General features: G+C 51.6%; 11 protein-coding genes. All 11 read right to left on the reverse strand.

Annotated features, from left to right (window positions below):
• Positions 1-135: 135 nt before the first annotated feature.
• The 11 genes from dnaK to V4U84_RS13385 all read right to left on the reverse strand — a co-directional run bounded on the left by dnaK (position 136) and on the right by V4U84_RS13385 (position 13,410).
• Complete coding sequence (gene dnaK, locus V4U84_RS13335; protein ID WP_334071984.1) at positions 136-1,977, reverse strand: molecular chaperone DnaK; 1,842 nt, start codon at positions 1,975-1,977, stop codon at positions 136-138.
• 40 nt (positions 1,978-2,017) lie between these two features.
• Positions 2,018-2,614, reverse strand: a complete 597-nt coding sequence (grpE, locus tag V4U84_RS13340; RefSeq protein WP_334077282.1) for a nucleotide exchange factor GrpE — start codon at positions 2,612-2,614, stop codon at positions 2,018-2,020.
• 70 nt (positions 2,615-2,684) lie between these two features.
• On the reverse strand, positions 2,685-3,710 hold the full coding sequence (gene hrcA, locus V4U84_RS13345) for a heat-inducible transcriptional repressor HrcA (RefSeq protein WP_334071986.1): 1,026 nt from the start codon (positions 3,708-3,710) through the stop codon (positions 2,685-2,687).
• 106 nt (positions 3,711-3,816) lie between these two features.
• Complete coding sequence (locus V4U84_RS13350; protein ID WP_334071987.1) at positions 3,817-4,284, reverse strand: N-acetyltransferase; 468 nt, start codon at positions 4,282-4,284, stop codon at positions 3,817-3,819.
• A 135-nt stretch (positions 4,285-4,419) separates the two neighbouring features.
• Complete coding sequence (gene hemW, locus V4U84_RS13355; protein WP_464686145.1) at positions 4,420-5,601, reverse strand: radical SAM family heme chaperone HemW; 1,182 nt, start codon at positions 5,599-5,601, stop codon at positions 4,420-4,422.
• A 642-nt stretch (positions 5,602-6,243) separates the two neighbouring features.
• On the reverse strand, positions 6,244-8,061 hold the full coding sequence (gene lepA, locus V4U84_RS13360; protein ID WP_334071988.1) for a translation elongation factor 4: 1,818 nt from the start codon (positions 8,059-8,061) through the stop codon (positions 6,244-6,246).
• A gap of 95 nt (positions 8,062-8,156) precedes the next feature.
• Positions 8,157-9,113, reverse strand: coding sequence for an acetylxylan esterase (locus tag V4U84_RS13365; RefSeq protein WP_334077283.1), 957 nt, complete (start codon positions 9,111-9,113; stop codon positions 8,157-8,159).
• Positions 9,114-9,186: 73 nt separating this feature from the next.
• The gene (locus V4U84_RS13370) at positions 9,187-10,209 is read right to left on the reverse strand and encodes a glycoside hydrolase family 130 protein (protein WP_334077284.1); all 1,023 of its coding nucleotides are present in this window, start codon (positions 10,207-10,209) and stop codon (positions 9,187-9,189) included.
• A 35-nt stretch (positions 10,210-10,244) separates the two neighbouring features.
• Positions 10,245-11,078: a carbohydrate ABC transporter permease gene (locus V4U84_RS13375; RefSeq protein WP_334077285.1), complete on the reverse strand. Its 834-nt coding sequence runs from the start codon at positions 11,076-11,078 to the stop codon at positions 10,245-10,247.
• 2 nt (positions 11,079-11,080) lie between these two features.
• The gene (locus tag V4U84_RS13380; protein ID WP_334077286.1) at positions 11,081-11,956 is read right to left on the reverse strand and encodes a carbohydrate ABC transporter permease; all 876 of its coding nucleotides are present in this window, start codon (positions 11,954-11,956) and stop codon (positions 11,081-11,083) included.
• Between the two features lie 131 nt (positions 11,957-12,087).
• Positions 12,088-13,410: an ABC transporter substrate-binding protein gene (locus V4U84_RS13385; protein ID WP_334077287.1), complete on the reverse strand. Its 1,323-nt coding sequence runs from the start codon at positions 13,408-13,410 to the stop codon at positions 12,088-12,090.
• Between the last annotated feature and the right edge of the window lie 198 nt (positions 13,411-13,608).

A 13,608-nucleotide genomic window follows, 5' to 3' on the forward strand; every position in this document is an offset into this window, starting at 1 on the left:
TTATGACTTGATTGGTGCGCCGGGTACATTTCTCCCCAATCCGGCAAAAGGAAAGTCAAAGCACGGAAACAGCCCGCACTTTGACCTTCCCAGTTCACCTAAGTCTATGCACCGTTATATCAGCCTGTGATTTTGTTAGCCTTGCTTCTTGTCTTCGTCCACGACTTCGTAATCGGCGTCGACGACATTCTCCTTGCCGCCGCCAGCCGATGCGCCTTCCGCGCCGCCGGCTTGCTGTTGTTGAGCGGCTTGCTCATACAACTTCACGGACAACTGCTGAGCGATCTCGGTCAATTTCTCGGTAGCCGCTTTGATCGTTTCCACATTGTCGCTTTCCAGCGCCTTCTTCAGCTCGTCTTTGGCCGCGTTCGCTTTCTCCGCCTCAGCCGCATCGACTTTATCGCCAAGATCCTTCAGCGTCTTGTCAACGCTATAGATCAGTTGGTCGCCGGTGTTTTTCACTTCAACCAGCTCTTTGCGCTTCTTGTCTTCCTCAGCGTGAAGCTCGGCGTCTTTCATCATGCGATCCACTTCTTCATCGCTCAGACCGCTGGAGGAAGTGATCGTGATATTTTGGCTCTTCCCGGTGCCTTTATCGGTCGCCGAAACGTTAACGATCCCGTTCGCATCGATGTCAAACGTAACCTCGATTTGCGGCACGCCGCGCGGTGCCGGCGGAATGTCGCCAAGCATGAATTTGCCGAGCGTCTTGTTGCCGGCCGCCATTTCGCGTTCCCCTTGAAGAACGTGAATTTCCACGCTAGGCTGGTTATCGGCATAAGTCGAGAAGACCTGCGACTTGCTTGTCGGGATCGTCGTGTTCCGCTCGATCATTTTGGTGAACACGCCTCCGGCGGTTTCAATACCGAGCGAAAGCGGAGTAACGTCGAGCAGAACGACGTCTTTCACGTCGCCGGTCAGCACGCCCGCTTGAACGGCTGCCCCAAGCGCCACCACTTCGTCCGGGTTCACGCCCTTGTGCGGCTCCTTGCCGGTCAATTTCTTGATCGCTTCCTGCACGGCCGGAATCCGGGTGGAACCGCCGACCAGAACGACTTTGTCAATGTCGGCCGGCGTCATGCCCGCATCGCTGAGCGCGCGGCGAGTCGGTCCCAAAGTGCGTTCTACGAGATCCGCGGACAATTCCTCGAATTTCGCACGGGTCAGGTTAACTTCCAAGTGCTGAGGCACGCCGTCCACCACGGTGATAAATGGAAGGGAGATCGTCGTCGTCAGGACGCCGGACAATTCCTTCTTCGCTTTTTCCGCAGCATCTTTCAAACGCTGTACAGCCGCTTTGTCTTTGCCCAAGTCAATGCCTTGATCTTTCTTGAATTCGGCTACGAGGTAATCGATGATCACTTGGTCAAAATCGTCACCGCCGAGATGGTTGTCCCCGCTGGTCGCTTTAACTTCGAAGAAGCCGTCGCCCAGCTCCAGGATCGAAACGTCGAATGTACCGCCGCCAAGGTCATAAACGAGAATCGTTTGGTCCTCGGCTTTCTCCAAACCGTAAGCCAAAGCGGCCGCGGTAGGCTCGTTGACGATCCGCAATACTTCGAGACCGGCGATTTTGCCCGCATCCTTGGTCGCTTGACGCTGGCTGTCGTTAAAGTAGGCAGGTACCGTGATAACGGCCTGTGTAACCGGCTGGCCGAGATATGCTTCGGCGTCCGATTTCAATTTTTGCAAAATAATCGCGGAAATTTCTTGCGGCGTAAAATCTTTACCGTCAATCGATTCCTTGTGGTTCGTACCCATATGTCTCTTAATCGAAATAATTGTGCGGTCCGGATTGGTAATAGCCTGGCGTTTTGCCGTTTCACCGACGATCCGTTCGCCGTCCTTCTTGAAGCCTACAACCGAAGGGGTTGTACGAGCGCCTTCCGGGTTAGGAATAACGACGGCTTCGCCGCCTTCCATAACCGCAACGCAAGAGTTGGTGGTTCCAAGGTCAATACCGATAACTTTGCTCATAGGAAAATATCCTCCTTAAATAGTCGCTCTGACAGATCTGTTAGCCGCTTACTTTGACCATAGCCGGGCGAAGCACCTTATCCTTCAGAAGATAGCCCTTCTGAACGACTTCCACGACGGTGCCTTCCTCATACTCATCGCTTTCCACCTGCATGATCGCCTGGTGGAATTCCGGATTGAACGGTGTTCCGACGGGTTCCATCGCCGTCAATCCCTCCGTTTTCAAAATGCCCTCCAGTTGGCGGAAAATCATATCCACCCCTTTGGCATAAGAGGAAAGATCCGCATTCTCGGCCGTCGTGCTCAAAGCGCGTTCGAAGTTGTCGATTACCGGCAGCAGCTCGGTGATCAGCTTGGCTGAGGCGTATTTCCCCAGCTCCTCCTTTTCCTTCAGCGTACGCCGACGGAAATTATCGAAATCAGCCTGAGTACGGAACAGACGCTGTTTGTGCTCCTCCGCTTCAGCCCGCAACTTTTCAAGCTCGGCTTGCTCTTCCTCCGAGTTCCCCCGTGCCGTTTCCTCTTGAACCTCCGGCTCTTCAACCGGAGCAGGCTCCTGGTTGTTCCCGGCGTTCTCCTTCAATTCCTCTTCCACACCCGTCTGGATGTTGTCTTGAATCGGTTCTTGTTCCTTCAAGATGTCACCTCCTTAACAGTAACTAAAGCCATGTTCCCTAGTGTTTCCGTTGATACGTCATCCTAATGGATCAGTGCATCCGGGACAAAAACCGGGACAGGTCCTTGGACAAAATATCAAGAATGCCGATAACCCGGGCATACTCCATCCGGGTAGGTCCCAAAATGCCGATCGTGCCGACCGCTTCGCCTTCGATGGCATAAGTCGCCGTAATCAGACTGCAATTGGCGAAAGCCTCATGATCGTTCTCGGTTCCGATCCGGACTTGAATGCCGGAGCCCGCCGATGTCATCATTTTCAACAAAGTCGGCGTCTCTTCAAACAGGTCGAGAATACTTTTCACTTTGTCCACATCGCGAAATTCGGGCTGGTTCAGCATATTGGTCGTACCGCTGAGGAACAGACGCTGCCCGTCTTGATCCTTGTCCAGCGCTTCTTCCAATACGCTCATCAACTCCTCGAAATGCTCCACATGCCGCTGCATTTCCCGTCCGATTTCATTGTACAAAGCCGTCTTCAATTTATAGATCGGCACGCCCGTCAGCTTGCGGTTCAGCAGGTTCACGACTTTCTCCATCTCCGACACGGAAAGCCCGGCAGGGATCGTAACCGTTTTGTTCTCGACCTGTCCCGTGCTCGTCACGATGATCGCCACCGCCGTATTCTCATTTAGGGGCAGCAGTTGAAAATGCCGTAAAGACGTGTGAAAAACTTCCGGCCCAAGCAGGATGGAAGTGTAGTTCGTCATATGGGACAGGATCGTCGCGGCATGCTGGATGACCTGTTCAATCGCATTCAATTTTTCCGCAAAAAAAGCTCTCATAATTTTGAATTCATCGGGCGAAATCAGATTTAAAGGTGCCAGATGATCCACATAGTACCGGTAGCCTTTATGAGAAGGGATACGGCCAGCCGATGTATGGGGCTGCTCCAGAAAACCCAGGTCCTCCAGATCGGCCATCTCGTTGCGAATGGTCGCCGGACTGTACCCGACGTCGCCGCGCTTGGAGATGCTTCGGGATCCCACCGGTTCCGCCGAGCGAATGTAATCATCCACTATAGCCGTTAAAATCATTCTTTGGCGTTCCGTCAACATGGAAATCCCTCCTGGTAACAAATTTGAGACTTGCTCGTTAGCACTCTAGATCGTCGAGTGCTAAACTATATTACAAAAATACCAAACCGACCCGACGATTGTCAAGTCAGTCCAGTATCTTGAGTACGGCGATCTCGTCGCAGCAATGCTGCTTGGCGCAATTCACGCAATCCGTCCAAACTTTCTCGGGAAAAATCTCTTTCTCCACCACGGTAAATCCGTTTTTCAAAAAGAAGGATACCTCATAGGTCAGAGCCATGACCTTGGGAATACCGAGGCTTTTCGCTTGCGAGACGAGCTCTTCTACAAGCATGGAGCCTAATCCCCGGCCTTTGTAACCTTCGGCGATGCCCAGTGAGCGGATCTCCACCAGCTCTTCTCCTAGTCTGCACAGCGATCCGCAGCCGACGATCCGCCCATCCATCTCGGCGACGACAAAATCGGAAATTTGCCGCTCCAATACGGCTCGGGAACGGGGGAGCATAATCCCTTGGCGGGCATAGCCTTCAATCATCGTAAATAACGGCTCCACATCTTCAAGTCTCGCTTGTCTGCATACGGCTACGGCCTGCATCCTCTTTCCCCCTTAAACTGTGCACTTATAATATGAATAAATATACAGTATGTCGCATAAAAGTTCAAGAGAGAAAGTGAGCTTTTCAAGAAGCCGTTTTCGAGCGAAATTCTGGAGAGCCGAAACCCGCCTCGTTTAAGAAGTCAGAGCCCCGATAAACTCGGCGAACACTTCGTTGCCGAAGAGCACTCCTTTTTCACTGAGACGATAACCGCCATGATCCTCATGCATTTCAAGCAAACCTGCCGAGGTCATTTTATGCAGCGGAGCGTGAAACGTTTCCTCCAGAGAAGCCCCGAACTGTTCGGCAAAATCGGAGAACCGGATTCCGTCCAGCATCCGAAGGCCGACCATGACGAAATCCTCCATGGCCTCCGCTTTCGTCACCTCGAACTGCTCCAAGCGCGGCAGCCCTTGCTTGCAAGCCTCGACATAGGGATTGACCCCCTTGATGTTGATGTGGCGGCGGCGTTTTGCGTAACCGTGGGCCCCGGCTCCCAGGCCATAGTAATCTTCATTCCGCCAGTAGGTAATGTTATGGCGGCTTTCGTGGCCCGGTTTGGCGAAGTTGCTGATTTCATACTGCTTGAATCCGGCCGCCTTCATGCGGTCCATCAACAGGAGGTACATGTTCAGCTCATCCTCTTCCCCCGGCAATGGGAGCTGATTTTTTTGATACAGGGTATGGAACAACGTATTCTCCTCAATCTTAAGACTGTAGATCGAATAATGCGGCAGCCCCAGTTCCAGCGCCCGGCTAACGCTGTAATCCAGCATCTCGACCGTCTGATTCGGCAAGCCGAACATCAGGTCGATCGATAAATTATGCAGCCCCGCGCTGCGCGCGTTCTCCAGACTACGGTACACATCATCCGTATTATGGATGCGCCCAATGCCGGAGAGCAGCTCGTTTTGGAAGGCTTGCACGCCGAAGCTCACGCGGTTGACACCGCCGGCTTTCATGACGGCCAGCTTCTCGGCATCCGTCGTCCCCGGATTGGCCTCCATCGTGAATTCGATATCCTCCGCCCAGTTCGGAAAGTGGCGGCGGACGGAATTCAGGAAATATTCCATTTCCTGCGGATTCAGCACGGTCGGCGTCCCTCCGCCCACAAAGATCGTCTTGATCTCCTCCGCCGGAGTCGCCTGCACGGTCAGCTCCATTTCGCGGTCGAGCGCTCGAAGGTAATCCATCACCGGCTGATCTTTCAGCACATAGGAATTGAAATCGCAGTAAAAGCACTTGTTCGTGCAAAACGGGATGTGTATATAAACCGCCTTCGGGGCGCTGGCGTGATGATTCGCGGTCTCAGGCATTCCCTGATGATGCGGATTGGTCATTTCGTTCATGGGCGATGCCTCCAATTCTTACTTGTAATTCATTCATCGGTTCAAGCTTTATGACTAACGGGAATTCTTCCTGTTATTTTAGGTCCTGTGCGGCTGCGGGCGACAATTACCTGGAAAACCTCCCGCTAATTTACCTGAATTCGCTTGAAACAGCGGCTGAATCGAGAAATAACTGGAGATTTTCCAGTTAAATCAGGAGGCAGGCGCCTGGAGCGAAATTTAGCGGGAAGTTTTCCCGTTAAATCATTCTTTTGGCGTAACAATTAAAGGAAAGCCCGCGGGCTTTCCTTTAATTAGGCTCTTATCATCATAATTAGCGGACTTGGTGCCCCTTCAGCGGGAATAACGACCGTCAGCGCTCCTATTTCGGCCCGATTCATATTCGGTAGCAATATAGCGGCCCAAAAGAAGAGGCTTATTCCCCTGTTGCCGGTTCCCAAGCGGGGATTTGGGCCGCTTTCTCCCCCGAATAAGGTCCCAAAGTCCGCTATCCCCCGCCTTCTGGCGGCAGTTTCGACAAAAATAACGCCGTTTTAGGCTCTTATGCACTTAACTACCTCAAAATTGACTGACAAATTTGTTAGTCAACGTTGTCTGATGGGCACTGGATTATTTATCGTCAATCTTCAGAACCGCCATAAACGCTTCCTGCGGCACTTCCACATTACCGACTTGCTTCATCCGCTTCTTGCCTTCCTTCTGCTTCTCCAGCAGCTTCCGCTTCCGCGAAATGTCACCGCCGTAGCACTTGGCAAGCACGTTCTTGCGCATCGCCTTGACCGTTTCGCGGGCGATGACCTTCGTGCCGATGGAAGCCTGAATCGGCACCTCGAACATCTGACGCGGAATCAGCTCGCGCAGCTTCTCGCAGATGATCCGGCCGCGGTGATAGGCCCGCTCCCGGTGCACGATAAAGGACAGCGCATCGACCTGTTCCCCGTTAAGCAGGATGTCCATTTTCACCAGATTGGACTGGCGGTAGCCAGACAGTTCGTAATCGAAGGAGGCGTAGCCCTTCGTGCTCGATTTCAGCTGATCGAAGAAATCGTAGACGATTTCCGACAGCGGAATCTGGTACGTAATCGTGACGCGCGTCGTATCGAGATACTCCATGTTCACGAATTCGCCGCGCTTGCTCTGGCAAAGTTCCATTACGGTCCCGACATAATCGTTCGGAACGATAATCGCGGCCTTCACGTACGGCTCCTCCACGTACTCGATCTTCCCGACTTCCGGATAGTTGGAAGGGTTGTCGATCGAGATCGTCTCGCCGTTCGTCAGCGTTACATGGTAAATTACGCTCGGCGCCGTCGTGATGAGCGGAATGTTAAATTCGCGCTCAATCCGCTCTTGAATGACATCCATATGCAGCAGGCCAAGGAAGCCGCAGCGGAAACCGAAGCCGAGCGCGCTCGACGTCTCCGGCTCGAAGCTGAGCGAAGCGTCGTTGAGCTGCAGCTTCTCCAGCGCTTCCCTAAGGTCGTTGTAATCCGATGTTTCGATCGGATAAAGTCCGCAGTAAACCATCGGGTTAATTTTGCGGTAGCCTGGAAGCGGTTCGGCGGTCGGTTTCTTGGCATCCGTCACCGTATCCCCGACCCGGGTGTCGCCGACGTTCTTGATCCCGGCCACGATAAAGCCGACATCGCCGACATTCAGCTCGTCCACAATCGTCATTCTCGGCTTGAAAGCTCCGACCTCGATGACCTCGAACGTCTTCTCCGTGGCCATCATTTTGATCTTCGAGCCCGCCTTGATATGGCCGTCAATAACCCGGACATAAACGATTACACCTTTATAGGGATCATAGTGCGAATCGAAAATAAGCGCCTTCAGCGGTTGATCGGGATCTCCGGTCGGAGCCGGCACCTTCTGCACGACCTGCTCCAAAATCTCTTTGATGCCGATGCCCGCTTTGGCCGAAGCCAGCACGGCCTCGCTGGCGTCAAGTCCGATCACATCCTCGACCTCCTGCTTTACGCGATCGGGATCGGCGCTCGGCAGATCGATTTTGTTGATCACCGGCAAAATTTCAAGGTTATTGTCCAGCGCCAGATAAACATTGGCCAGGGTTTGCGCTTCGATCCCCTGCGCGGCGTCCACGACAAGCAGAGCCCCTTCGCACGCGGCAAGGCTGCGGGAAACCTCATAGGTAAAGTCGACGTGCCCCGGCGTGTCGATCAAATTCAACAGGTACTCTTCCCCGTCATCGGCACGATAGGACAAGCGGACCGCCTGCAGTTTGATCGTGATTCCGCGCTCCCGTTCCAGTTCCATCTGGTCCAGCACTTGCTCCTGCATTTCGCGGGAGGTCAGCGCCCCGGTATATTCGAGAATCCGGTCGGCCAACGTCGATTTGCCATGGTCTATATGAGCGATAATACTGAAATTACGTATCTTTTCTTGTCTTGCCCGAATATCTGTCATCCTTACCCCCACCACAAATCCTTGAAGTACAATCAATTTATTATATCAGTTGCAAAGGGCGGCATCAATCCGGGTGCCGGTAAAAGACGACGATTTTACAGTTTCAGTACCTCCTGCAGCACCCGGTCGCTCAAATTCGGCAAATATTCGTGCCCATATTCGTGGTAAACCACGAGTTCTTTGTCCGCTCTGATCTTATTATACACGGCAAACTGCGTAATCGGAGGGCAAATCGGATCGGCTAGGGCCGTCACGAAGATCACCCGGGCCCGGATGCGGTCCGCCAAATTCTGAATATCGATGTACCCCAGTTTGTCGAACACTTCGGCTTCCCGCGTATGCAGCGGGTCCATGAAGCGGAAGTAATAAGCGATTTCCTCATAAGCCGAGGACATCACTTCCAGTTCCCAGGCTTTTTTGTAATCGCTCAGGAACGGATAGACCGGGATCGCAAGCTTGACCGAAGGTTCCAGGGCGGCGCAAGCTACCGTCAGGGCCCCGCCCTGGGAGCAGCCGTGAACGGCGATTTTGTCCGCATCGACCTGCTCCATCGATTTCAGGATACGGACCGTTTGCGCGAGGTCCAGAAAACAGTTGCGGTAATACAGCTTGTCGGGGTCCGCTTCCTCGATCCCCCGGATAATATGGCCTTTCAAGGTTGTCCCTTTGACAACGGAACGATCTTCGGAAAGCCCGCCTTGGCCGCGGCAGTCCAGCGCGATGACGGTGACGCCGTGAGCCGCGTAAGCCGCCTTGTCAAACCAATCCCCGCTGCCGCCGTGATAGCCGTGAAACAGGGCCAATCCCGGCCCCTTCCCCTCCTGGTGTCTGGGTTTCACATATTTCGCATGGACCCTGGCTCCTCCTACCCCGGTAAAATATAAATGGTAGCATTCCGCATGCGGAGTTTGAAAATCCGCCGGAACCAGTTGAAACTTTAGCGGCTGGGCGTCCAGTTCCGCTACCGCTCTCTCCCAATACGCATCAAAGTCCCGGGGTTTCGGACTGATCCCATTGTACTGTAACAGGTCCTCTATTTTATCGTTGGCCATTCGGTTTACCTCCCTATTCCCATAAACGGATAATCCCATCCGCAAGGATGGGATTATCCGTTTTCTTCATTAATTACATCACGCCGATTTCCGCGTCGTCGCCCACTGCTTCATGGGTCGCTTTCACATAATCCACGATCTCCTGAACGGTTGTATAAGCGACGCCGACATAAGTATCGGCTGCGCCGTAATAAATCGCGATTCTGCCCGTTTCCGCATCGGTCAGCGTAGCGCACGGGAACACAACGTTCGGAACGAACCCGCGTTCCTCATACCATTCCTCGGGTGTCAGCACATAGGTACTGGACCGGTATTTCACTTTGGACGGTTCATCCCGATCCAAAATCACCGCTCCCATGCTGTATACGAGACCATTGCAGGTTCCCGTTACGCCATGGTAGAACATTAGCCAGCCTTCGCTCGTCTCGATCGGAGCAGGTCCGCCCCCGATTTTAACGGATTGCCACCAGCCTTGGCCGCCCTTGCTCATGACGTGACGGTGCTTGCCCCAGTATACGAAATCCGGGCTTTCGCTCAGGAATACGTCGCCGAACGGGGTGTGGCCGCTGTCGCTGGGACGGGAAAGCATCATGAAATTGCCGTTGATTTTTCTCGGGAACAACACCCCGTTGCGGTTGAAAGGAAGGAACGGATTCTCCAGACGAATGAAAGACTTGAAGTCCTTCGTCTTCGCCACCCCGATGGAAGCGCCGTAAAAATCGGTGCACCAAATAATGTAGTACGTGTCCTCTACCTTCACCAGCCGGGGATCGTAGGCATAATTCGGCTGAAACGGCTCCCCCGCCTCATTGACGAACGGAATGCGCTCCTCGTCGATCTTCCAGTTTAGCCCATCCTCACTATGTCCCAAATGCAAATGCGGGCGTCCGTTGATCGTTTCCGCACGGAATACGCCGACATACTTTCCTTCGTAAGGGACTACGGCGCTGTTGAAGATTCGGGCAATGCCCTTTGCCGGGTTTCTCTGAATTACCGGGTTTTCGCTATGTCTCCAAACCGGGCCCACGGCCCCTTCAGGTTTGTCCTGCCAAGGCAGGTTGGACAGATTTTCTCCGATAATTTGAACTTTAGTCATTAGAAGTTCTCCTCTCTAACTTTACGAAATTAATTTTATTTAACGGAACCTTGGGCAAAACCGTTATAAATATATTTTTGCAGCGACAAAAATACGATCAAAATCGGCACAATGGTAATCATGATTCCCGCACAAATGACTTCCCATTGAGAACCGTAAGGCCCTTTGAACTTGAAGAGCGCCGTGGACAGCACCTGCAAATCTTCACTCGGCATGTACAGAAAAGGCGTATAGAAATCGTTATAGATATTTACACCCTTAACGATAATGACCGTGACGATGGCCGGAGCGAGAAGCGGCAAAATGATCTTCCAATAAATCGTAAAATAGGAAGCTCCATCAAGCATCGCCGATTCGTCGAGCGATTCCGAGATCGAGTCCAAAAATTGCATAAAGATATAAACGGCAATGATGTCCGTTCCCAGATACAACAGGATCGGCGCAAAACGGGTATCCACCAGATGCAAGAAGTTAATGATCCGGAACGTGGCGACCTGGGTCGTTACGCTTGGAATCAGGGTAGCCAACAAAAAAGCCCCCATAAGTAACTTGCTGCCACGGAACTTGAAACGATTCAGTACATAGGCGATCATCGAACCGATCAAGGTAGCGCCAATGATTGAAATCACCAGAATAATGACGGTATTCCCGAAACCGAGCAGCATTTTCCCGTTGGTAAAAGCTTTGGTGTAGTTCGCAAAATTCAGCCAGTTGTCCGGAGGTGTCAATGGACTGCTTGTGCCGTATTCCTTATTTGTTTTAAATGAAGCAAAGAAAACGACGAAAATCGGTATGAGTGCGGCTAACGTGCCTAACAGCAAACTGGCATACTTGATCAAATTGGCGGTGGCATACTTGACTCTGTACATAGTCACTTCTCCTCCTTAATCAGCAAACGTTGCAGTAAAGTCACAATGATCACGATAAAGAGCAGAACGACCGCCATGGCGGAGGCCAGGCCCAGCTTGTTGTATTTGAACGCCGTCGTCACGGTTTGAATGACAAAGGTGTTACTTCCGTTGGAACCGCCGGTCATAATGTACGGGATATCAAACGCGCTGATCGCCCCGCTGACCGCCAGAATCAGATTGAGCTGCACGATACTTTTAATGCTCGGCAAAATGATATGACGAAACTGATGCCAGCGGTTGGCCCCGTCAATGTCCGCAGCTTCATAGACATCTCGTCCGATGGAGGAAATCGCTCCCAGAAAGATAATGAAGTTAAAGCCCATGTATCTCCAAAGAGAGGCTCCGGCAAGCGAAATGTTAATGATATTGGGGTTCAGGAGCCAACCTTGCGTATAAGCTCCAAGGCCCAAGGCTTGCATAATCGTGTCCAGCGTGCCGTCCGGTCTAAAGAAGAACAGAAAGATAAAGCCGATGGCGACACCATTCAATAGGTACGGAAAAAACAAAACCCCTTTAAAAAAATTTTTAAAGCGGACGTTAAAACTAAGAATCGTGGCAAAGTACAAAGCCAGCCCCATTTGTACAAAGGTAGCCACAAAGTAATACAAGCTGACTTTAAAGACGCTGAAATATTTGGAATCCGTAAAAATCGTTTTGTAGTTCTCAAATCCGACGAAGTCATAATGTTTACTGTATCCGTTCCAGTCCGTAAAGCTGTATTTAAACATATTGAAGACCGGCAAATACGCAAAAGTAAACAATAACACCACCGGAATCAGCGAAAAGGCGAAGATGATAATTTTCCGCTGAGTTTTGTAGCTTAGGTTCTTAAACACCACTCGCACCTCCAAAGGTCCTGCTGTATTGCTCTCTTTTTATCTATCTGTGAAAGTTAAGCGGGGAAGCGTGCGAAGGCAAGCCTCCCCTTTTTTCCGGTGCAAAAAAACTGCGTATCCGTCCTCGCCGATTATTTCATCACTTTCGCACGGGATTTCACCCATGCTTCATTGAGGTCTTTCATAATGTCGTCAAAAGACTCATTCAGGTTACCGATGCCTGCTTCGATAATCCGTTTTTTGAATTCAGGCTGCCACAAGCCGATTTCGGCATCCTTGTCGATTTTGTCGACGAGGCCCTCTTGACCTTGCTTGGCCGGGGATTGCAATTCGAATTTCACCGCGGTTCCTTCGAATGCCTTTAACGTTTCAGGAAGCGGAGCACCCACAACGGGGCTCATCCCGCCAGCCTGTACTGTGGCGTAATCGGATTTGTTAAGAAACCAATCGATCCACGCCCGGGCCGCTTCTTTGTTTTTGCTGTACTTGTTTATCCCGATGTTGTAGTCGCCGGCCAACGGCATGATAACTTCGCTGGCGTTGGTCGGGAACGGCATGTAGGCGATATCCTCCTTATTCGGAGCCAAAGCCTGTACTTGTCCGATCGCCCAGGAACCTACGACCATCGCGCCGATTTTGCCGTTGGCCAAATCCGCTTTGGAAGCTTCCCAGTTCGTGGTCGTAGGATCCGGTTCGATGAGGCCTTCTTTCGCCGCATCGTAGAGCACTTTGTACAGCTCATAGTGAGGTTTGCCGGGAACGAAATTCTCATCCGTGTTCGGCTGATCCACATTGACGTAATCCACGCTGCCGGCTACGGTCGTCAATACCGATTCCCATTGCGTCAGCGGCCAGCCGTCGGCATAGTTCGTGTAGAGCGGAATAGCGTCACCCTTAGCTTTAATCGCTTTCAAGGCGGCGATAAATTCCTCCGGCGTTTTCGGAGCGGTTGTCACGCCGGCATCCGCAAACACCTTTTTGTTGTAAATCAACCCGGAGAAGTTAACCGCGACCGGAATTCCGTAAGCCTTTCCGTCAATCGCTCGCTCATCCAGCCCGATGTATTGTTTTTTCAATTCGGCCAAATCGCCTAGGGGTTCAAAGAACTCCGGCGTGTCGACAAGCGGAATGCTGGTAGGTATCAACAGCACATCACCGTAATCATCGGAGTTCATACGTACGGTAATCTGGCCTTCATAGTCGGACAACGCCTGGAAATTTACTTTAATGTCAGGATGCTCTTTGTTGAATTCGGCGGCGTATTCTTTAAATACCGTATCCACGATATCGGTTCTTTGCGTAATAACCGTAATTTCTCCGGAGGACCCGCCCCCCGTATTGCCTGAAGTATCCCCTGCACCTTCGTTTGCATTACCGCTTTTGGAGCAGCCGGCCAGCGTCGTTAACACTAGCAGCAGTGCCAGAAATCCCATAAGCGCTTTGTTTTTACTCACGAACATTAACCCCTTTCAAGTTTATAAATTAAGTTATCGATAAACTAATTTCATATTCTATATTTAAAGCGTTTACTAGTCAATCCATTAATTTATATTAAGTAATTATCAAGTTAACAATTTGTTAACTTCACCCTACTTCATAAACATCTTTATATTTATAAGCTATAAAGGTATACTAACTTTGATGTTTACGCT

The sequence above is a fragment of the Paenibacillus sanfengchensis genome, from assembly GCF_036864765.1.
Lineage (GTDB): Bacteria > Bacillota > Bacilli > Paenibacillales > Paenibacillaceae > Fontibacillus > Fontibacillus sanfengchensis.

Coding starts and splice junctions, on each gene's coding strand:
- V4U84_RS13350 (WP_334071987.1), bottom strand. CDS start 4,284: ATGCAGGCCGTAGCCGTATGCAGACAAGCGAGACTTGAAGATGTGGAG.
- hrcA (WP_334071986.1), bottom strand. CDS start 3,710: ATGTTGACGGAACGCCAAAGAATGATTTTAACGGCTATAGTGGATGAT.
- V4U84_RS13365 (WP_334077283.1), bottom strand. CDS start 9,113: ATGGCCAACGATAAAATAGAGGACCTGTTACAGTACAATGGGATCAGT.
- lepA (WP_334071988.1), bottom strand. CDS start 8,061: ATGACAGATATTCGGGCAAGACAAGAAAAGATACGTAATTTCAGTATT.
- V4U84_RS13370 (WP_334077284.1), bottom strand. CDS start 10,209: ATGACTAAAGTTCAAATTATCGGAGAAAATCTGTCCAACCTGCCTTGG.
- dnaK (WP_334071984.1), bottom strand. CDS start 1,977: ATGAGCAAAGTTATCGGTATTGACCTTGGAACCACCAACTCTTGCGTT.
- hemW (WP_464686145.1), bottom strand. CDS start 5,601: ATGCCTGAGACCGCGAATCATCACGCCAGCGCCCCGAAGGCGGTTTAT.
- V4U84_RS13375 (WP_334077285.1), bottom strand. CDS start 11,078: ATGTACAGAGTCAAGTATGCCACCGCCAATTTGATCAAGTATGCCAGT.